21 protein-coding genes are annotated in these 21,304 nt (G+C 44.2%); 19 read left to right on the plus strand and 2 right to left on the minus strand.

Going from position 1 to position 21,304, the window contains the following annotated elements:
- Positions 1-137: 137 nt before the first annotated feature.
- A complete protein-coding gene (locus MXE28_RS09730; protein ID WP_021840449.1) occupies positions 138-854 on the minus strand; it encodes a Crp/Fnr family transcriptional regulator in 717 nt (238 codons plus the stop codon).
- Positions 855-1,067: 213 nt separating this feature from the next.
- Here MXE28_RS09730 and hcp point away from each other — a divergent pair, with 213 nt between their 5' ends.
- From hcp to rplL, 17 genes are all read left to right on the plus strand, one after another.
- On the plus strand, positions 1,068-2,639 hold the full coding sequence (hcp, locus tag MXE28_RS09735; RefSeq protein ID WP_021840450.1) for a hydroxylamine reductase: 1,572 nt from the start codon (positions 1,068-1,070) through the stop codon (positions 2,637-2,639).
- A 404-nt stretch (positions 2,640-3,043) separates the two neighbouring features.
- The gene (sdaAB, locus tag MXE28_RS09740) at positions 3,044-3,724 is read left to right on the plus strand and encodes an L-serine ammonia-lyase, iron-sulfur-dependent subunit beta (RefSeq protein WP_021840451.1); all 681 of its coding nucleotides are present in this window, start codon (positions 3,044-3,046) and stop codon (positions 3,722-3,724) included.
- Entirely contained in the window at positions 3,721-4,593 is an 873-nt protein-coding gene (gene sdaAA / locus MXE28_RS09745) for an L-serine ammonia-lyase, iron-sulfur-dependent, subunit alpha (RefSeq protein WP_127059200.1), read from the plus strand. The genes sdaAB and sdaAA overlap by 4 nt, the downstream gene beginning before the upstream one ends.
- Before the next feature lie 181 nt (positions 4,594-4,774).
- Positions 4,775-6,196: a CCA tRNA nucleotidyltransferase gene (locus MXE28_RS09750; protein WP_247240119.1), complete on the plus strand. Its 1,422-nt coding sequence runs from the start codon at positions 4,775-4,777 to the stop codon at positions 6,194-6,196.
- Between the two features lie 9 nt (positions 6,197-6,205).
- Entirely contained in the window at positions 6,206-8,167 is a 1,962-nt protein-coding gene (locus MXE28_RS09755) for a penicillin-binding transpeptidase domain-containing protein (RefSeq protein ID WP_247240112.1), read from the plus strand.
- An 89-nt stretch (positions 8,168-8,256) separates the two neighbouring features.
- Positions 8,257-9,105, plus strand: coding sequence for a bifunctional 5,10-methylenetetrahydrofolate dehydrogenase/5,10-methenyltetrahydrofolate cyclohydrolase (locus tag MXE28_RS09760; protein ID WP_247240113.1), 849 nt, complete (start codon positions 8,257-8,259; stop codon positions 9,103-9,105).
- Positions 9,083-9,424, plus strand: a complete 342-nt coding sequence (gene hypA, locus MXE28_RS09765) for a hydrogenase maturation nickel metallochaperone HypA (RefSeq protein ID WP_247240114.1) — start codon at positions 9,083-9,085, stop codon at positions 9,422-9,424. The genes MXE28_RS09760 and hypA overlap by 23 nt, the downstream gene beginning before the upstream one ends.
- 175 nt (positions 9,425-9,599) lie before the next feature.
- The gene (hypB, locus tag MXE28_RS09770) at positions 9,600-10,259 is read left to right on the plus strand and encodes a hydrogenase nickel incorporation protein HypB (RefSeq protein WP_247240115.1); all 660 of its coding nucleotides are present in this window, start codon (positions 9,600-9,602) and stop codon (positions 10,257-10,259) included.
- Between the two features lie 2 nt (positions 10,260-10,261).
- Positions 10,262-11,959: a hypothetical protein gene (locus MXE28_RS09775; RefSeq protein WP_247240116.1), complete on the plus strand. Its 1,698-nt coding sequence runs from the start codon at positions 10,262-10,264 to the stop codon at positions 11,957-11,959.
- A 24-nt stretch (positions 11,960-11,983) separates the two neighbouring features.
- On the plus strand, positions 11,984-12,448 hold the full coding sequence (gene brxF / locus MXE28_RS09780; RefSeq protein ID WP_021840601.1) for a BREX-3 system P-loop-containing protein BrxF: 465 nt from the start codon (positions 11,984-11,986) through the stop codon (positions 12,446-12,448).
- A gap of 349 nt (positions 12,449-12,797) precedes the next feature.
- Positions 12,798-12,947, plus strand: coding sequence for a 50S ribosomal protein L33 (gene rpmG, locus MXE28_RS09785; protein ID WP_006555618.1), 150 nt, complete (start codon positions 12,798-12,800; stop codon positions 12,945-12,947).
- A gap of 40 nt (positions 12,948-12,987) precedes the next feature.
- On the plus strand, positions 12,988-13,218 hold the full coding sequence (gene secE, locus MXE28_RS09790) for a preprotein translocase subunit SecE (RefSeq protein ID WP_021840600.1): 231 nt from the start codon (positions 12,988-12,990) through the stop codon (positions 13,216-13,218).
- Between the two features lie 11 nt (positions 13,219-13,229).
- Complete coding sequence (gene nusG / locus MXE28_RS09795) at positions 13,230-13,766, plus strand: transcription termination/antitermination protein NusG (RefSeq protein ID WP_247240117.1); 537 nt, start codon at positions 13,230-13,232, stop codon at positions 13,764-13,766.
- 104 nt (positions 13,767-13,870) lie between these two features.
- Complete coding sequence (rplK, locus tag MXE28_RS09800; protein ID WP_006555621.1) at positions 13,871-14,296, plus strand: 50S ribosomal protein L11; 426 nt, start codon at positions 13,871-13,873, stop codon at positions 14,294-14,296.
- 79 nt (positions 14,297-14,375) lie between these two features.
- Positions 14,376-15,086, plus strand: a complete 711-nt coding sequence (gene rplA, locus MXE28_RS09805; protein WP_006555622.1) for a 50S ribosomal protein L1 — start codon at positions 14,376-14,378, stop codon at positions 15,084-15,086.
- A 182-nt stretch (positions 15,087-15,268) separates the two neighbouring features.
- On the plus strand, positions 15,269-15,772 hold the full coding sequence (rplJ, locus tag MXE28_RS09810) for a 50S ribosomal protein L10 (protein WP_006555623.1): 504 nt from the start codon (positions 15,269-15,271) through the stop codon (positions 15,770-15,772).
- A 52-nt stretch (positions 15,773-15,824) separates the two neighbouring features.
- Positions 15,825-16,196, plus strand: a complete 372-nt coding sequence (gene rplL, locus MXE28_RS09815; RefSeq protein WP_006555624.1) for a 50S ribosomal protein L7/L12 — start codon at positions 15,825-15,827, stop codon at positions 16,194-16,196.
- 141 nt (positions 16,197-16,337) lie between these two features.
- Here rplL and MXE28_RS09820 read toward each other — a convergent pair whose 3' ends face one another.
- Positions 16,338-17,210 (minus strand): LysR family transcriptional regulator, encoded by an 873-nt coding sequence (locus MXE28_RS09820; protein ID WP_021840358.1) that lies wholly within the window; start codon positions 17,208-17,210, stop codon positions 16,338-16,340.
- A 200-nt stretch (positions 17,211-17,410) separates the two neighbouring features.
- On the opposite strand from MXE28_RS09820, the gene MXE28_RS09825 reads away from it, so the two are divergent.
- Both MXE28_RS09825 and MXE28_RS09830 read left to right on the plus strand, forming a co-directional pair.
- Entirely contained in the window at positions 17,411-19,102 is a 1,692-nt protein-coding gene (locus MXE28_RS09825) for a carboxylesterase family protein (RefSeq protein ID WP_156705529.1), read from the plus strand.
- A 354-nt stretch (positions 19,103-19,456) separates the two neighbouring features.
- Positions 19,457-21,160: a multicopper oxidase domain-containing protein gene (locus tag MXE28_RS09830; protein ID WP_247240118.1), complete on the plus strand. Its 1,704-nt coding sequence runs from the start codon at positions 19,457-19,459 to the stop codon at positions 21,158-21,160.
- Positions 21,161-21,304: the final 144 nt, after the last annotated feature.

Raw genomic sequence — 21,304 nt, forward strand, 5'->3', positions numbered from 1 at the left:
CCATATCCTAACTATCTATGGGATTAAATTACCAACTCAAAATGTCCTATAACCCTAAATAACAGATTATAGATGTACTATAATGTATATAAATAAAGCGTGTACCTCCGAGTCAAAACTCGAGGGTACACGCTTTTTTAAAAGCTATATTCGTTAATCGCATTTAAATCCAATAGTTTTACTTTTTTGCCTTCAAATTCGATTATCTTTTCATCCTGCAAGCGGCCCAGTTCGCGGCTTAAGGATGTGCGCGATACATTGAGCACGTCCGCCATTTCCTGACGGTTGTGGGGCAGGCGAATCGGGTTTTGTTTTTGGTAAGTATATAAATCGTCAAAGTAGGCAAAAATTCGTTCGCGCATCCCTTTTAAGGATAAATAGTGAACCTTACGGGTGAGGGCCAAGGCTTTTTCAGACATGTCATGCAACAAATTGGTTAGAATCTGCACCTGGCAGGCATCGCAATTGTTGAATGATGTGGTGAAAGCCGATTTTGGCAAAAACAATACCGTACTGTCCAAGGTGGTTTGGATGGTGGCCGGCCAATTGGGCATGTCCGTGAAAAGAATGGCCTCGCCGAACATGGCAGACGGCGTGAGATCGGTCATAATTGTTCGCTGACCCAAGACGTTTTCGCGGGTCAGGTGAGCATGACCTTTGAGTAAAATGCCAATCCCTTCCATGGGTTCGCCGGCAATGGCGATAAAGCTATTTTTTTTATAATTGGATATAGATAAGTTCGGTGAACTTAAGAAGCGACGCAACTGTTCTTCCGAAAGGTCGCGGAATAAGGGACTGCTGCTGAGCACAGCCAGATATTCCGTTACAAGTTCAGTAGATAATCCGATATGCATAGGAGCCTCCTTAATATAAAATTTTTGTAAATGTTGCCATAGCTACAGTTTTTTACCTATAAGTATACTATACTTTAAATGTAGTCACAAAGTAAACAACTTGCGATAAGTGACAATTTGATTTTGTAATAAGCAAGTATTTTATATTTTTTTACTTTCTTACGAGTGTTAAGAAAGTACAGTGTCGGGAGAGTCCCGAAGAAGGAGGCTATTATGAGTATGTTTTGTTTCCAATGTGAACAGTCTGCAAATCCTGGTGGTTGTACAGTACAGGGCGTATGTGGTAAAACCGCACCGGTAGCTAACAAACAGGATGAGTTGACGTCCGCCTTGATCGGTTTGGCACGTGCTTGTGATGCAAAAGGCGCTTCTGCTAAAGAATACCAATTATTGAAACAGGGCTTGTTCATGTGCGTAACAAACGTTAACTTCGACGAAGAACGTGTTCAAGAATTCATTAATCGCGTAGAAGCAGCTCGTCAAGCAATTGACGCTAGCGCTCAGGACTTCGATTGGGAAGCTCTCTGGGTAGGCGAAGAAGATATCATCTCCTTACGCTCCACTTTATTACTCGGCATGCGCGGTATGGCAGCTTACGCTTGGCATGCATCCGTACTCGGCTATGATGATGCTGAAGTAGATGCTTGGTTCGTAAAAGGCCTCGTTGAATTTGCCAAAGATCACAGCGCTGACGAATGGCTCGCTTTGTTGATGGAATTCGGTCACATCAACCTCAAATGTATGGCCTTGCTCGACTCCGCTAACACTGAAAGCTATGGCACACCGGTTCCGACTAAAGTTTCCTTGACTGTAGAACCTGGTCCATTCATCGTAGTAACCGGCCATGATTTACACGACCTCAAAATGTTATTGGAACAATCCGAAGGTAAAGGTGTTAACATCTATACTCATGGTGAAATGCTTCCTTGCCACGCATATCCTGAACTTAAAAAATATGCGCACTTAAAAGGTAACTTCGGTACTGCTTGGCAGAACCAGCAGAACGAATTCGATGGCGTTCCGGCAGCTTTCTTATTCACTACTAACTGCTTAATGGTTCCTCGTGAATCTTATGAAGACAACATTTTCACCACCGATATGGTAGGTTTCCCTGGTTTGAAACATGTGGAAACTAACGAAGACGGTACGAAAGACTTCTCCGCAGTTATTGAAAAAGCTCTTGAACTCGGCGGTTATAGCGAAGCTCAAGAATTCACCGGTATTAACGGCGGCCACGAAGTAACAACCGGTTTCGGTCATGGTACCGTACTCAGCATTGCGGACAAAGTAATTGATGCTGTTAAAGCCGGCGCTATTAAACACTTCTTCTTGGTTGGTGGTTGTGACGGTGCTAAAGTAGGCCGTAACTACTATACTGAATTCGTAAAACAGACTCCGAAAGACACTGTTGTATTGACTTTGGCTTGCGGTAAATATCGTTTCAACGACCTTGAAATCGGCGAAATCGGCGGCATCCCTCGTATGCTCGATATGGGTCAGTGTAACGATGCTTACTCCGCTATTCAGGTAGCCGTAGCGCTTGCCGGCGCCTTCGAATGCGACGTAAACGACTTGCCGTTGACTTTGGTATTGTCCTGGTACGAACAAAAAGCGGTATGTATCTTGTTAACCTTGTTAGCATTGGGTATCCGCAACATCTATATCGGACCTACTTTGCCAAAATTCTTATCCAGCAACGTATTGGGCATCTTGGTAGAAAAATTCCAGTTACACCCAATTACTACACCGGAAGCTGATATGAAAGCTATCCTTGGCAATAACTAATATAAACATATTATAGATTAATCGTTAAAATAATATAGTTGATAGTTTGCGGTTGTATAGTGATGTCCATCCCGTGATTACTTATGTTTCTCGTTAATTATCAATTAAAATTTCTCATAGCTCCCTCGAAAGAGGGAGCTATTTTTTATATTTTTCTATGCAGTGGGTACTTTTTTGAATAATTCGTTCGTCTGCCGTGTACCTTGCAAACCGCGTAGCAATAGGCTTTATGAGCAAATGAGAATCTTAAAAGAATTAATATGCATAAAAAGTATGACCGTGTCTATTCTATGGAAACAAACTATGGTATAATACAAATTAAGGAAATTCAAGGGTTTACCCTGAATTAGTTTGTGAGAAATGCACAGTGTAGGTGTGATAATGTTTTCTTAGGGAGGATATAAATGAGTAGTATCTTTGAGATTATCGGACCGGTTATGATTGGTCCATCCAGCTCTCATACTGCCGGAGCTGCCCGTTTAGGTAAAATGGCTCGCTCTATTTTCAAAGAGCCCATTGATCGCGTTGATTTAACCTTATACGGTTCTTTTGCCAAAACCTATAAAGGTCATGGTACGGATCGTGCCTTGGTAGGTGGTCTTTTGGGATTTGATGCGGAAGACGAACGCATTCGTGACGCATTTAAAGACGCTGCGGAAGCTAATTTGCAGTATCAGTTCATTGAATCGTCTGAAGAAGGCGGTCATCCGAACGAAGTTAAATTCGATCTTTACAGCAAAGACGGTCATCATATGAGCATTGTAGGTCGTTCCTTGGGCGGTGGCCGTATTTTGGTGACAAATGTAAACAACTTGGAAGTGGAGATTTCCGGTGAAGACTTTACTATTTTGACATTCCATCATGATTGTCCGGGGGTTATTGCTTGGGTAACGAGCCGCCTTGGTCAAGCAAGTGTTAATATTTCGACGATGAAAGTGTTCCGCAAACGTAAGCATTGTGAAGCCGTTATGTTGATCAATACGGATGAACCGGTTGATACACAAGTTATGGCGGACATTCAGAATCATAAAAGTATTTCCTCCGTTATGTATTTTGAACCTTTGGAAAAGGCGGTAGCAGAATGAGTTATTTATATGATACATTAGCCGACTTGGCGCATTTAAGCGATACCCATAATTTACCTATGTGGGAAATTGTAATTCGCGCCGAAATGGAAGCGTCCGGTCAATCTCGCGAAGCCATTGAGAAAGAAGCTTTGCGTCGTATTCAGATTTTTAAAGATTCCGTTGTCAACGGTATTGAAGACCGTAAACGTACGGTGAGCGGTATGTCCGGTGGACAGGCTCACGTTTTGTTGGAACATACGCCGCGCTTAATGAGCCCGACAGCTTATAAAGCCTTAACGTATGCGATTGCGGTTAATGAAGCGAATGCCAAAATGTTCCGTGTTGTAGCCTGTCCTACAGCCGGTTCCTGCGGTGTTATGCCCGGTACGATGTGCGCTGTAGCCGAAGAGTTGAAGCTTGATGATGAGGCTATGTTACGCGGTTTCTTTATGGGTGCCGGTATCGGCAACGTTATTACGAATCAAGCCTGTGTAGCCGGTGCCGTAGGCGGTTGTCAGGCCGAAGTAGGTTCCGCTGCCGCCATGGCGGCCGGTGCCGTGGTAGCTATGCTTGAAGGCACTACTAAACAGGCTATTAATGCAGTTGCGCTTTGCCTCAAAAATGTATTGGGCTTAGTATGCGACCCGGTTGGGGGTCTTGTAGAAGTACCTTGTGTAAAACGTAACGGTATTTATGCCGTTCATGCCCTTAGTGCCGCTGAAATGGCTATGGCCGGCTTGATCAGCCAGATTCCGGTTGATGAAGTGATTGAAGCCATGGATCGCATCGGTCGCGCGTTGCCAAGCACATTGCGTGAAACCAGTGAAGGTGGTTTGGCTACTACTGAAACCGGTCGTCGCATTGCTAAACAATTAGCGGAAATGTAAGAGTGCGTCATTAAAACGTCTTTATGAGAAAACTCATGAAGGCGTTTTTTTATTATTCAGGTATCTCGAAAGGGTGAATTCAATACATGGGTATGTTATAATAAATTATCGTGATAAGAGTGAGGTGATATGGGTGAGTTGGTTTACATCAAAGAAAATAACGTTAGAGCCGAGCGGTGAAATTTGGCAAGGTGCGACGCGGATTCTGCGTGCGTTAGCGGATGCCGGATTTGAAGCCTATGTCATTGGTGGTGCGGTGCGCGATTTGGTGCTCAAACAAACACCTCATGATTATGATATTGTAACGAAGGCAAGACCCGATGATATTATAGATATTATGGCTAAGGCCGGTTTTAATACGACCGGTGTAGTCGGTAAGTCTTTTGGCGTGGTTGTAGTGATGGTGCCGGAAGGCAGTTATGAAGTCGCCACATTCCGCCGCGAGCGCTATGGTGCGGACAGTCATCGTCCGGAAGAAGTGGTATATGCCGATACGCTTGAAGAAGACGTGGCTCGCCGCGATTTTACGGTGAATGGCATGGCCATGACGGCTCAGGGTGAAGTGATAGATTTAGTGGGCGGCCTTAAAGATATTAAAAGTCTTACTTTGCGTACCATTGGTAATGCGGAAGAACGATTTCAAGAAGACGCGCTACGTTTGTTTAGGGCTTGCCGTTTTGTGGGCAAGCTCGGTTTTTTGCCGCATCACAGCTTATTGGATGGTATGGCGCCTAACTTTAAACGCGTAGAAGGGCTCTCCTTGGAGCGTGTTCGTCAGGAACTGGACGGGCTCTTGGTCACACCTCATGCGGCCAAAGGTCTTGATGTTTTGGTTCAGTCCGGCTTGGCCGATTGCAACTGTCGCATACTCATGGCCGGTGAATATGAGTTAGTTCCGATTTTGCCGGAATTGCATCATTTGGTGGGATTACCGCAGCAACCGGAATTTCATGCCTATGACGGCTGGGTGCACACCTTGGCCGTAGTGCAGGCGATTAAGCCTGATTTAACCTTGCGTTGGGCTGCTTTATTGCATGATGTGGCCAAAGGCATGGACTGCATTCGCGGTTTTCACAACGGCCGTATTACGGACCGTGGCCATGATCAATTGGGCGCTCAAATGGCAGAAGTTATTTTGACACGCTTACAATACCCAAAAAAGATGGTGCAGCGCGTAGCATGGCTCGTGAGCAGTCATATGCGCTTTCACTTTTTTGCCAATAATCAGGATGCCGACCCTTGGCGCTGGATGCGTAAAGAGGCTCAGAGTGGCCGTTTTCGTAAAAGCAGCGAGTTAAAAGAAGCGGTACAGCAAATGGCTGAAGTGTGTGCTGCCGATGTTATCGGTTGCGGTCGGCCCCATAGCAGTACCGATGGTACATACGCCATGGGCGAATGCCTGGCGGCGATAACGAAATCGGTGCCGATTCATACGCGAGATTTGGCGTATGGGCCTGAATTGCCGGCCCTATTGGGTGACAAAACAGGGGAGATATTGCAAGCATTGTTAGTTCAAGTGCGTAGCGGTCAAGTTGCGAATGAACCGGAGGCCTTAATGGAGGCGGCTAAGCGTAAACTGGCTCGTAAAGCACGTAAGGAGTAATAGGGATTCATGATTACTAATAAGGATCAGAAAGCCTTACAAAATAAAATATTTCTAATTCTCGTGATTTTTTCCGGCGTAATGGTTCTCTTAGCCGGGCGTCTGTTATGGCTCCAGGTGTTTGATAACAGTCAATTGGATACGAAGAATTTAAGTCAGGTAAAAGAAGAACGTAAACTTCAATCGCCGCGCGGCACGATTTTTGACCGCAACGGTAATCCCTTGGCCATCAGTATCGTGACTCGGTCCTTGTATGCGGATCCGAAGATGATTAAACAGTCGCCGGAGGAAATTGCGAAGCTGATTGCGCCGTATACGCGTATTAAGGAAGAGACCATTGTTAAACGTCTGCAAGAAGATACAGCGTTTATCTGGCTTGATCGTATGATGGATCCAGATAAATCGAAAGCGGTTGATCAAGTTATAAAGGATAATGAACTTGTAGGCCTTAATTTCGTTAATGAAAGTCGTCGTTTCTATCCTAACGGTAATTTGTTAGCTCAGGTGCTCGGTTTTGTAGGCACCGATGATAAAGGGCTGGACGGTCTGGAAATGCAAATGGATGATACTTTGCGCGGTGGCACGACTAAAGAGTTGATCGCTACGGACTCGCATGGTACCGCTATTTTTGGCTCTGTATTATCGCAGTTTTTGCCGGAAAAAGAAAAAAGTATCACCTTAACGATTGATACGACGGTTCAGTTTATTGCGGAACGAGCCTTGGATAAAGCTATGGCGGATACGAAAGCGACGGGCGCCAGCATTATTGTTATGGATCCGAAGACGGGCGAAATTTTGGCTATGGCTAACCGCCCGACGTATGACCCGAACCACTTTGATAAAGGGAATGATAATTCGTATAAAAACCGTGCTGTTACCGACATGTATGAACCGGGTTCTACCTTTAAGCCTTTGACTGCCTCGGCGGCGCTGGCGTCCGGAAAATGGACGGTTGATACGGTTTTCAACGATACGGGTAGTATTGTTGTAGGCGACCATACGATTCAGAACTGGGACGGTGAAGGTAACGGGCAAGTCAGATTGCTTGAAATTTTGAAATACTCGCTCAATACGGGGATGGCTAAATTAGGCCTGGTGACGGGCAAGGAAACGATGGATAAATATCTGCGTGCTTATGGGTTCGGCCAGAAGACCGGGATTGAATTGCCGGGCGAAGCGGAAGGTCAGCTCAGACCGTTAGATGAAATGTCGCAGCTTGACTTGGCGACGATTTCCTTCGGTCAAAGTGTCAACGTTACGCCGCTCCAAATGGTACAAGCCTTTAGTGCTATTGCCAATGGCGGTAAGATGATGAAACCGCATATTATTAAGAGCATCAATAATCCGGATGGCTCGGAAGCTGAAGTTACCCAAGATATGTCGGCGGGCCAACCGATTCCGGAAGATGTGGCCAAGACTATTCTTGATATTTTGGAAAAAGAAGTGTCCGAAGGGGGCGGCAATAAGGCGTCCGTTGACGGGTATCATTTTGCCGGTAAAACCGGTACGGCCGAAAAGCTGGATCCGGAACATGGCGGTTATTTAAAAGGTCGTTATATTGCGTCCTTTATCGGCATGGGGCCGGTGGAAGATCCGCGTTTTGTAACGCTCATTGTTATCGACGATCCGAGCGGTACCTACTATGGCAGTCAAATTGCGGCGCCTGTTTTCAAAGACATTATGAGTCAGCTGGTGCGTTACTTCCAGTTGTCACCATCGGTAACGCGTGAAAAAGACCTCAAGGGTCAGAGTGATACGCGTCCGGCTAAACCGAGTGTTGAAAAAGCACCTGATGGTAGCGTTATCATTCCTGATTTTACCGGTTGGACGACCGGCGAAGTGCGCGATTGGCTCCATGAAGCAGGTTTACAATTTGCGCCTGACGGCACCGGTTATGCCGTATCTCAGGATATCCCGGCCGGCGGTGAAGCCGAAGCGGGTGAAGCAGTAACGGTTTATTTCAAACGATAAAGATGTTGGGTTTATTTTAAACGATAAAGCTGTTGGGCTTATTTTAAACGATAAAGATGTTGTTAGATATATAATTAGGAGGCGTTGGCATGATTGAATTACGTGGCAAAGCTGTGGCGGATGCCCACAAAGCAGTGTTAAGTGAGCATTTGGCAGACCTTCAGGCAAAAGGTATTGTGCTGAGTTTAGGCATTTTATTGGTAGGCGATGATAAAGCGGCGCAAATGTATGCCCGTTTTATGGAAAAAACTGCCAAAAGTGCCGGCTTTGGTGTTGAAGTAGCCCATTTGTCGGCTGATGCGTCCCAAGAGGAAGTACTGGCGGTTGTTAAACGGTGGAATGAAGATGACAACATTTATGGCGTCTTGCCGTTGATGCCGATGCCGCCGCAGGTAGACCCCGATGTGATTATTGAAAGCCTTGACCCCGGTAAGGATATCGACGGCCTTACGGCGCGCAATATCGGCCTTGCCAGTTCCGGTAAAGGCGGTTTCTGGCCGTGTACGCCGCTCGCTTGTATGGCCATTTTAGAGCATTATAAAATTCCGTTGGCCGGCAAACATGTTGTCGTTGTGGGTCGCAGTCAGGTTGTAGGTAAACCGGTAGCGTTGCTCCTGTTGGAACAACATGCAACGGTTACTCTTTGTCACTCCAAAACGACAAATTTAGAAGAGCATTTAAAGCAAGCTGATGTTGTGGTGGCGGCCGTGGGCCGTGCCCATGTGATTACCGGTGATATGTTAAAACCGGGTGCTACCGTTATCGATGTAGGCATTAATGATTTAGACGGTAAGACGGTAGGCGATGTTGAGTATGCATCGGCTATTGAAGTGGCCGGCGCCGTTACGCCCGTACCGGGTGGCGTAGGCTCGGTAACGACCACGATGTTGTTAGAAAATATTTATGAGGCCTATCATGCACGAAATGTCAATCGCTGAGGGGATTGTTGATATTGCCCTCGACACGTTAAAAGCCAATGACGGCCACGTAATTCACGCCATTCAATTAAAACTTGGCGTTATGTCGGGGATTGAACCGGATGCCCTGCAGTTCTGTTTTGATTCGGTTACTAAAAACACGGCTGCCGAAAATACGGTTTTGCAAATTGAAATGATACCGCTTTGCGGCAAATGCCTTGACTGTGATAAGGAATTTTCCGTCACTGATTATGTATTTAAATGTCCCCATTGCGGCAGTTTGGCCATTTCCACTATAACGGGGCGCGAATTGCAAGTAGCGTCAATCGATATGGATTGACAATTCAATGGAACTAAGCGGGTAGTATCAATCCGGCCGGCTGGTGACGGTAGCTATTCGACCGGTTGATGACGGTAGTTATTTGACCGGTTGATGGCGGTAGTTATTCGACTGTTTGATGTCGGTAATTGTGGATTGATGCGGTCCGTGTATATAGATGAAGAGTGAGGTAGCTATGGAAGTAAAAGTTATGACCAATGTGCTGGCCAAAAATGATGCCATTGCGGCTGATTTACAGCGCTTGTTTAAAGAAAAAAATATATTTGTCTTTAATTTGTTGGGCTCACCGGGAGCGGGCAAAACCTCACTGCTCGAAGCGACCCTTAAGGAGCTTGCCGAAGAGTATTCACTCGCCGTTATTGAAGGCGATTTATATACCGCAAAAGATGCGGAACGCATTCACAAATTAGGCATCCCCGTTTTGCAAATCAATACGGTAGGTGGTTGCCACTTGGATGCGAAAATGATTGAAGATGCCTTGTCTGAACTGGATTTAGATAAGCTTGATATGATTATTATCGAAAACGTGGGGAATTTGGTGTGTCCTGCTGAGTTTGCCATTGGCGAAGCCATGAAGGTTACCGTATTATCCGTTACGGAAGGGGAAGACAAACCGCTTAAATATCCTTTGATTTTTAAAGAGTCGAAGGCGGTATTGTTGAATAAGGTGGATTTGTTGCCGTATATTCCATTCGATAAGGACAAAGCTGTTACGGATATTAAGAACTTAAATCCGTCAGTCAGCCTTTTTGAGGTGAGTTGCACCGCTAAAACGGGGTTAACCGAGTGGACGAATTGGCTCAAAGCTCAGATAGAAGCGGTACGAAAGGGGTAGTTATGAAACAATTACAGCGTATTTCATTGGCAGTTCTCATAAGCAGTGCCTTAACGGGCGGTGTTTTTGCAAATGGAACAGCTGATTTGGTGATGGATCCGGCCGATACTTGGGCGCCTGAGAAGGCCGCTGTCAATAAAATGGCGGTGCGCTTGGCGGAAAGTATTGAGGCGCAAGAGAGTGAAAAAACCGGCATTGATTTGACTGCTATCGGCAAGAGCTATACGGCTGACTCCTTGGAAGCATTGTCTGAAAAGGACTTTACCATCGGTCAGTTGAGCCTCGGTGCTGATTTTAGAACCTTAACAGGTAAGGACAGTGATTGGGAAGCACTGCTCGGTGGTCCTTTAAGTGAACGTGAAGCGGCTGCCGGTGATAAAACGGCTACGGCTACTAAAGCGGCCACTGATGCGGCTGATGCTGCTGATGCCGCTGATACCACTAAGGACGCTGAAGCTAACGAAGCAGCTAAAGCTGATGCTGCAAAAGGTGACGCTAAAGACGGTGTTGCTGAAGACGCGGCTAAAGGTGCCTCTGAAGATGCGAAAGCTGATGCAGCTAATACAGCTAATACAGCTAATACAACTAATACAACTAATGCCGTTAAGACTGATTCTGTCGATGCAGGGAAAGATGTCGATGATGCGGTAAAGGACGATGGTGAGATTAAGCTGTTAGCCGATGACGCTAAGAAATCTAAAAAGATTCGTCCCGCAAAACCGGCGGTTAAACCGATTACCGTGAAAGATATGTTTACTACTTATACCGGTAAAGACGGGAGCTTCACCGTGTATACCGGCGTATATGGCCCTAATTCGAGCTCTTTAAACGGTCATTTGGGTGACGGTGATACGTTGCGTCGTGAAGGTCTGGATTATACGTTTGCCCCACAAACTATTACGAATATTCACATCACCGAAGGCGCGGCTGAGACGGTTCGCGACATCGGTATCGGCAAAACGCGCGGCACAATCCTCTTTGCTTACGGGGCTCCGCAAGGCATGTGGCGGGATGCTAAAACGGGAACCGTAGCGCTTATTTATAAATATGAAAAAAGTAAAAATTCTGTAAAAAGTAAGAAGGAATTTGCGTCGCCTGTGGCGAAAGATAATAGAGAAGGCATACCGCTTACAACTAATGGTATTAATGCTTCGTCTTCGCAGTATTTAGTGTTTACACTAAAGAATAATAAAGTAAGCGCTATCGATATGATTGACGGCCAGGTGTGGTCGCGTCTTAAGCTACCGGCTGTGCAGGAACAGTATTACAAAGCCAACCACTTGACGGCTGATGATTTTAGTCTCATGGGCTATCGTGTGAATGAACCGTTCGTTTCGAATCAAGATGAACAATGGCAACAACGAGGCTTCTTATATGACGACGAATTCATTGCTTACGACGATGTTTTGGTAGGCTATGACAAAAATCAGATGGTAGTGCGGGCGATGATTACCAAAAGCACCGCTTTGACGCGCCGCGGCATTTCGATTGGCGATAGTAAGTATTTATTGTTATATTTATATGGCATGCCTACGAGCGTGGAAACGGATACCGCGGCTAACGGCGATCCGCTCATGATATATACTTACAAGAACCCTGACTCGGCATACAGCTATTTGTTGTTTACAGTGGGTGAGAAAGACAATTTTATAAAAACGGTAATGTTGTCAGACAGACCTAACAAAGAATTGAGTAAGTAGGGTTTCGGTAAAGGAGGATGACACATGGTAACAGCACAGGACATCAAAGAACGATGGAATTCTCTGCAGGCGGATGAAGAACGGATTTTATTTATTGTCGGCGGTCCCGGATCCGGGAAGAGTAAATTAATCCGCGAATTGGCAGAGCAAGACGGTTGGAAGTACATTGAAGCAAAAGAACTTATTGACGATGAGTTTTTGGAAGTAGCTCGCGATTTACGTCCCGATATGGCGAAGGACGTTATGTGTGAAGCTCTAAAGGCGTGCGGTTCCGATGTAATTTTACTGGATAATGTTAATGTATTGTTTGCACCAATCTTAAATTTGAAGCCTATTGAATTATTAAAGACAATCAGCACCATGTACCCAATCGTAGTAGGTTGGCGCGGTCGCTTTGATGGTGAAAATTTGTTCTTGGAACATAACAACAATCCTAATTATTTCTCCTTTAAAGTAGAAAAAGCAGAACGTATCGTATCTATTGACTAAGTTTTAATAATAGCGTAAGATATGTAATTGTAAATGACGATAAAGAGTCTTTGCCCGGTATCAGCCGATGGTAAAGGCTCTTTGTTTCGCCGGGATGTTTGCTTACTGGATAGGCTGAGGTTTTAGCGATCCATTCAGTGGGACGTGCGGTTAGCAGGCGGACCAAAAATTTTGTGAAAAAATTAAATTTAGCCTATAGACACAGTAGGTAAAGTTTGTTATAATGAATTGTCAGGTGGTCGCCTGGCTTTTTTAAGTTGCCCAAAACTTGACATGCTTGCCCTGCTGTGGTAGGCTATATAAGCATATTTGTTTAAGGCAAGTTTATTTTGAAGTGAGGTGTATCCGGATGCGTAATGCAGTGACTATGGCATGTACTGAATGCAAACAACGTAACTATCAGACGAACAAGAATAAGAAAAACAATCCTGATCGTATTGAAATGATGAAATACTGCAAATTCTGCGGTAAACATACGTTACATCGCGAAACGAAATAATTCGTTTCATCCAATTAACCCGATGATTTAAGGATGTGAAATGATGGCAGGATCCAATTCTACAGCACCGCAGCAGCGTCGTGGCGGCGTAGGTCGTATGGCGCGCGAAATGAAAGCGGAACTCAAAAAAGTAGTCTGGCCGACAAGAAAAGAGCTCATCAATTACACGATTGTAGTATTCGTTACCGTAGTATTTATCTCCGCCTTAATCGGCATTGTAGATGCTATCTTTAGCGAATTATTCCAGTTGTTGATGCGTGTTGTCGGATAGGAGGCCTTTCCGTGGAAGCAGAAAAGAAATGGTATGTTATACATACTTACTCAGGCTACGAAAATAAAGTAAAAACTAATCTTGAACGTAAGGTTCAATCCATGGGCATGGAAGATACGATTGGTCGTATTTTAGTGCCTGTTGAGGATGAAATCGACGAGAAAGATGGCGTTAAGAAAGTTGTAAAACGCAAAATCTTCCCCGGCTACGTAATCGTAGAAATGGAAGTAAATGATCGTTCCTGGTATGTAGTACGTAACACACCGGGTGTAACAGGCTTCGTAGGCTCTGCTACCAAACCGGTACCGTTATCTGATTCCGAGGTTGAATATATCCTCAAATCACAGGGGCTGGATCAAGCACCAAAGCAAACGATTGATGTCGTAGTAGGCGAAACAGTGCGCATTACTTCCGGTGCCTTTGAAGATAGATTAGGTACTATTACTGAAATCAATCACGAAAAACAGACATTGAAACTTGATGTGGAAATGTTCAATCGTGAAACGTCGGTAGAGGTAGATTTTTCTCAAGTTGAGAAAAATCTTTAATATATACAATATAACTCTAAACTTTTTAGGCGGCTTGGTGGTCGCCAGTGGGAGGAAATTTTTCCGTTACCACCACATTTTGAGCACAAGGAGGTGTAATCACCATGGCTAAAAAAGTTACAAAAATTGTAAAACTTCAGTGTGAAGCAGGAAAGGCTAGTCCAGCGCCACCTATCGGCCCGGCTCTTGGTCAGGCAGGTGTTAACATTATGGCGTTCGTTAAAGAATTTAATGAACGTACAGCACAGCAGGCTGGCTTAACTATTCCGGTTGTTATTACTGTATTTGAAGATAGAAGCTTCACTTTCGTTACAAAAACTCCACCGGCAGCTGTTCTTTTATTAAAAGCAGCTGGTATCCCTAAAGGATCCGGTGTCCCTAACCGTGACAAAGTAGCAAAAGTTAGTCGCGATAAAGTTCGTGAAATCGCTGAACTCAAAATGCCTGACTTGAATGCAAATACTGTAGAACAAGGCATGCGTATGGTAGAAGGTACTGCACGCAGCATGGGCATTGTAATCGTTGATTAATTAGCGTACGACGTGTGCCAATGAGGGCACATATCGGTGGGAGGGAATTCCCGTTAAACCACATAAGGAGGATTTTAGAATGGCAAAAGTAGGTAAGAAATACGCTGAAGCAGCTAAACTTATCGAAGCCGGCAAATTCTACGAACCAGTAGAAGCTGTTGAGCTCGTTAAGAAAACTGCGACTGCTAAATTCGACGAAACTGTTGAAATCTCTTTCAACTTGAATGTCGATCCTAAATACGCTGATCAACAAGTTCGTGGTGCAGTAGTTTTACCTCATGGTACTGGTAAAACTAAACGCGTCCTCGTATTTGCGAAAGGCGAAAAAATTAAAGAAGCGGAAGATGCTGGTGCAGATTTCGTAGGTTCTGAAGAATTAGTAGCAAAAATCCAGGGTGGCTGGAGCGACTTCGACGTTGCTGTAGCAACTCCTGACATGATGGGCCAAGTTGGTCGTTTAGGTAAAATTTTGGGTCCTAAAGGCTTGATGCCAAACCCTAAAGTTGGTACTGTAACGATGGACGTAGCTCGTGCTGTTAACGAAATTAAAGCCGGTAAGATCGAGTATCGTACCGACAAAGCAGGTATCATCTCCTGTGCAATCGGTAAAGCTTCTTTCGATGATGCTAAATTGCTTGACAATTACCGCACAATCGTTGATACTATTATTAAGGCTAAACCGGCAGCAGCTAAAGGTCAGTACATTAAATCTGTAACCTTGAGCTCTACTATGGGCCCTGGTGTTCCACTTAACGTATTCAAATTGACTACTGTTACGAAGGAACAATAATTAGATATGTTCTCTTAGCTGTAGACCGCAGGTATGTATAATGGATGTAAATCCGCCCGCTGAGGCTGACACCGAATTCTTTTAGTAGAACGGTTCTGACCTCATCGTTTTGGCGGTGAGGTCGTTTTTTACGCTAAGATAGTACATAGAGCATCACCAAAAATCTATAAGGAGGTATTCTAATGGCTGTCACTACACAGAAACAGGCAATCGTTGCACAGATGAAAGAAAATCTTTCTGAAGCAAAGGGGGCCGTACTTGTTGGTTACCATGGCTTGACAGTAGCTCAGGTAACTGATTTACGCCGTAAATTCTTGGCTGAAGATGTAGAGTACAAAGTAATCAAAAATACATTGACTCGCATTGCAGTTAATGAATTAGGTATTGAAGGTTTCGCGGAGCACTTGGAAGGTCCAACTGCGTTGGCAATTTCCAAAACTGATGCAGTAGCTCCGGCTCGTATCATTGAAAACTTCATTAAAGACACTAAAACTGAAGCAATTGACGTTAAAGTAGGTCTTGTTGAAGGTAAATTAATCAATGCTGACGAAGTTAAAGCCCTTGCTAAATTGCCTAACCGTGAAGGTATGCTTTCCATGCTCCTTTCCGTACTTCAGGCTCCAATCCGCAACGTGGCTTACGCTGTAAAAGCGGTTTCCGAAGCAAAAGACGAAACTGTAGCATAATCGGTAATTTAAACATATTACTACCAAATATAATTAGTGGAGGAACTAAATCATGGCACTTAACATTGAAAACATCGTTGCTGAATTAGAACAAGCAACAATCCTTGAATTAAATGATCTTGTAAAAGCTATCGAAGACAAATTTGGCGTAACTGCAGCTGCTCCTGTAGCTGTTGCTGCTGCTGGCGGTGCTGCTGGCGCAGGCGAAGAAAAATCTGAATTCGACGTAATCTTGAAAGACGCTGGCGCTGGTAAAATCAACGTAATCAAAGTTGTTCGCGAAGTAACCGGTCTTGGCTTGAAAGAAGCTAAAGCTGTTGTTGACGGCGCACCTGCTCCTGTAAAAGAAGGCATTGCTAAAGCTGACGCTGAAGCTCTTAAAGCTAAATTGGAAGAAGCTGGCGCAACTGTTGAACTTAAATAATTTAAGTTTAGCATTATAGCTTAACAAATCAAAACACCCCGTGGCTTAGGTCACGGGGTGTTTTTGTGTGTTGAAATACTTAGAGGACTGTCATTGGGATCGCCCCTTATTAGCTGTTGATAGGGGGGTTGACATCGATGTTTACTCAGTTTTTAGTTGTTCCAAAAACGAAAGAACATTAGGTGGACTTTCTTTAGAATAAATTAGACCATATGGCATTTCATAGGATTCTTCCAAAGGAATAGACAGAAGGGCCGGGTGAATCTGTTGCCAACAGTCTAAGGACAGTAATATGTCTCCGCTTTCGGCACAATCGTTGAAGGTATCCATATTGTAGTGGTCCTGAATATCTACGATGTTAATTTGTGGGTGATGCGTTACCAGATGGTTACGGATATTGTCGTTTAAAGGACTGATGCCGGTAATCATCATGCGCAAGCGATGACCTTCTAAATCTTTAAAAGATAATTGCGATAGGCCGTGTAATGGGTGCTGTATGGGTACGGCCAAGCAAAAGTGATACGAGCCTAACGGGAGAATTGAAATATTATCGGTAGCGCGAAAATGATTGTAGGGGCTGATAATACAGTCAAATTTATTATTAAGTAGTTTCTTATAAGACTCATCTTCACTAAAGGGAATAATTCTAAACTGCATATTTGCCGTTACCGATAAATTACGATTCCAAAGGAGTATGAATGGATCGATGGGATACATAAAGGAACAGCCTATTCGGAGAATCGGATGTTTCTTATGTTGGACCGCCTCTATTTCTGCAATTGCTTTACTAGCGAAGTCCATTATCTCTAACGTGTGATGATATAGTATTTGTCCTTCCGTTGTTAAGGTGACCCCTCGCGTCGAACGATGGAATAAAGTCGCGCCAAAGTGCGTTTCCAGATTGCCCATCTTCTTAATGACTGCTGTATGAGTAATAAAACACTTTTGTGCTGCTTTGGAGAAACTTCCTGTTTCGGCAACTGCTTTAAAAATATCTAAATCTTTGTTGTACATAAGATCTCCTTATTTTGAAAAACGATGCATACATACGTCTTTTTACCTGATTTAAGATAAGACTGTTACTAATAAAGCGTAGGGTGTAAAAGTTATCGGCATATAATAAGTAGAAACTTTTAGTTACATCTATTGTAAAAAATGGAAACTTCTCTGTCAATGTTAAATCGGTTACACTGTTATCAGAGAGGAGTGATACAATGAATTTATTTCAAAAGAAAGCATGGCGAAACTTAAGTAAACTAGGTTTAGCAGTTTTATTAGCAAGTCAATTTAGTTTCAGCACGGCGGCCGATGTCGTTGTTACTAATGGGGCACCGTCGGTAGCAGTAACCGATTTAGCGACCACGGCGGTGCAGCAGTCGGCACCTATCGTGCGCATTAACACAGGTCTTTTGCGAGGGACAATCGAAAATGGCATTGAGAGCTATAAAGGAATCCCTTATGCTGAGCCACCGGTAGGAGAACTTCGTTGGCGTCCGCCGCAGCCGCCAAAATCTTGGGAGGGTGTTTATGACGCCACCGAGTATAAAAGTCAGTTTGCACAGAATAGTGATTTAGGCGTATTTGCCACCGCCGGTGGTAGCGAAGATGCTTTATATCTTAATGTGTTTGTTGACGAAGCGGCCCGCCTTAAGGCAGAAGCCAATAATGAGAAACTTCCGGTGTTTGTATGGGTTCACGGGGGCGGTTTAAAAGTTGGCGCGTCTCAGGATTATAATCCGACGGCCTTAGCAAAAGAGGGAGCCATAGTGGTAACGATAAATTATCGCTTAGGTATATTTGGGCTTTTTGCCCACCCGGCTATTGATGCCGAAGGCCATGCCATCGGCAATTACGGCCTTATGGACCAGGACATGGCACTCACCTGGGTACAAGAAAATATCAGTCAATTTGGTGGGGATCCACAAAACGTTACCCTTGCCGGGGAATCTTCCGGTGGTGAAAGTGTCTTGACGGCCATGGTAAATCCGCATTCAGCCGGTAAGTTCCAGCAGGTTATTTCCATGAGTGGTAATACATCAACTATGACGGCTGCCTTTACACAGAACAGTATAGCGGAAGCTGAGGCGAAAGGGATTGCCTTTGCCGAAGCCAATGGTTTAAAAGATGCTACGGCCGAACAGCTTAGAAGCTTATCGACGGAACAAATTCTTCGCACTCAGACACCGTATATGTTGATGACATTTATGGTTGATGGGGAGTACATACCAGAACGTTCGATGGAAGCATTTAAAAACGGCCGTTTTAATAAAGCAACCCTTATTAATGGTGTTACTAAGCAGGAAGGTAATTTCTTTGCCGGCTTACCGGAAACTTTGACCGGGAAAGCCATGGATCGTGAAGGGTATATGGCTCAATTAGATTGGCTGGTAAATTTATTGGGCGACAGACCGGGCCTCAAAGAAGCTATTATGGCAGAGTATCCACCGGAGCAATATGACTCTTACGCTGAAGCATTTGCCCCTTTGATTACCGATGCATGGTTATCTTCTTCGATGCAACGCATAAATGATGTGCTCTATAATCAGATTCCGGTGTATGCTTATGTGTTTGCTGATGAAACGGCGCCGTCTTATTTGGTAACGAGTTTCCCGCAAAAAGCATCGCATACTTATGAATTACCGTACATCTTCCCTGGATTTAACGGCAGTTCCATTCAATCTACGGCTTTAAATCCGGAACAGCAAAAGTTAGCCAATCAAATGGTTCAAATTTGGGCGCGTGCCGGTGAAATTAATAAGCAGTCTGAGTGGCCAACCTATGATCCAAAGAAACAAAACTATATGACCTTCACTTTGCCGAATTCCTATATGAGCGAAAATGAATTTAACGAAGCGCATCATACAGCGTTTTGGAATAAAATTAACAGTGAATATCAGCCAAAATAGTAGGCAACTTGTCGAGCATTTTGAAACACTTACATTAAAAAAACTCCAATATTAAAATTATAAATCAACCTCCTAATATTAGATATGAGAGCTAATATTAGGAGGTTTTTATTCATAAAATATAAAAAAGACTAGCCTCAAAAGACAGATGTACCCTAATATACCCCCGTGTTGAGTCTTTCCTACAATCATGGTATGATTACATGGTAAAAAACCTAATATACCGGTATGGGGTATATACTATTTCAAAATCAAGTATATATCGGTATTGGTATAGGCATACATATATCCTGGTTTTCAGGTGAAATATTTAAAATGTGTTGTAGTTAAAATGTAAGTATTGGAGACGGTGAAATGAAGAAGTATTCAAATTATATGAAAGCTTTATTGGTGGCAGTAGCGATAACAGGCGGGACAGCCATTGTATCTGCTCATGATACAGTGACGACCAATGATTGTTGCTACGATAGCGCGACCGCTACAAACAGCCAAAATATGACGGCTAACATGAGTTCTATGATGGGCGGCATGGTCAATAACATGATGAACAATCAGAGTTCCGCGAATAACAGCTCTATGCATTCTATGATGAATGGCCAAAATTCCATGGATAGCAACTCCATGCACTCCATGATGTCCGGCATGATGAATGGCGGTATGATGGGCATGATGGGACACATGCACGGCGTTGATGATGTGCCCGCTTTGAAGCAAGTACAACAAGCTGCAAAACCGTTGGCTATACCCCCTATGCAAAAAGGGACAGTAGATGAAAACGGTGTGCGTCACCTTGAAGTAACGGCTCAAGAAGGGAAAACAGCCATTAAAGACGGTGCCCTTACCGATACATATGGCTATAACGGCAGCGTACTCGGTACCACTTTATACATGAAACACGGCGAAAAAGTAGCCATTAAATTGAAGAATGAGTTACCTGAAAAAACAACCTATCACTGGCATGGCATGGTAGTTCGCTCCGATGTTGATGGTGGTCCTCATTATCCGATTGCCGCTAACGGTGGCACCGGCGAAGTTGAGTTTACCGTTGATCAGTCAGCCAATACAGCTTGGTATCATCCGCATGCCATGGGCTTAACGGCCAGCCAGGTATATAAAGGCTTAGCCGGTTTCATCTACGTAGATGACAACAAAGAAGGCGCTTTGAACTTGCCGCATACTTATGGTGTTGACGATATCCCGGTGGCCATTCAGGAACGCAACTTCACGGCCGATAACCAATGGGATTATGAGAAAGACTATAATGCCGACGGCGTATATGGTGATACCCTCGTTGTAAATGGTACTATTAATCCATACTTTGATGTGAAAACCAACATGGTTCGTCTTCGGTTATTGAACGGTTCCAATGCGCGTACCTATACCTTACAGTTGTCCGACATGAGTCCTATGATGCAAGTAGCCGGTGACGGTGGCATCTTACCTTGGCCGGTACCTAAACAATCCATTACGATTGCCCCGGGTGAACGTGTCGAAGTGTTGGTTGATTTTTCAAAATATAAAGACGCCTTGCCAAGCTTGGTAACTACAAACGGTACTAACGGTACAGCCAATGTATTGAACTTCAAACGTGGGGCCGATACCTTAACGGCCGAAGCTAAAGTAAACACGGACATGGCCGCTTGGAACTATAACAATATGAATGCGTCCGATGACTTGACGAAACCGGCCGATAAATCTATCGTTATGTCCGGCATGGCTCAAAACGTAATGATTAACGGTAAAAAATTCGACATGGGTCGTATTGATTTCACCAGCAAATTGGGTTCTACTGAAATCTGGGACGTATCTAATGCAGATCCGGGCATGATGGGCATGATGCATCCGTTCCATGTACACGGTGTTCAGTTCGAAGTCTTGTCCCGCAACGGTCGCCCCGTAGATGCTGCTGAAAAAGGTCTTAAAGATACTATCCAGGTAGATCCGGGCGAACACGTACGTATCCGACTTCACTTCACTAAACCTGGCGTATTCATGGTTCACTGCCATATCTTGGAACATGAAGAAAACGGCATGATGTTGCAGCTGGAAGTTAAGTAATGGTGTTTAGTAGTGTATAGATAATATTGAATAGCTATATGATTTAGCATAGATTAAAAGACTCGGATATTGAAAAAAGACCGTAGTGATGTAGTGACCCCAAAAAGTTAGACTTTTATTTCCGAGAAGCCTGAATAGGTTTCT

Source organism: Veillonella sp. KGMB01456, assembly GCF_023051165.1.
In the GTDB taxonomy this organism is placed as follows: domain Bacteria; phylum Bacillota; class Negativicutes; order Veillonellales; family Veillonellaceae; genus Veillonella_A.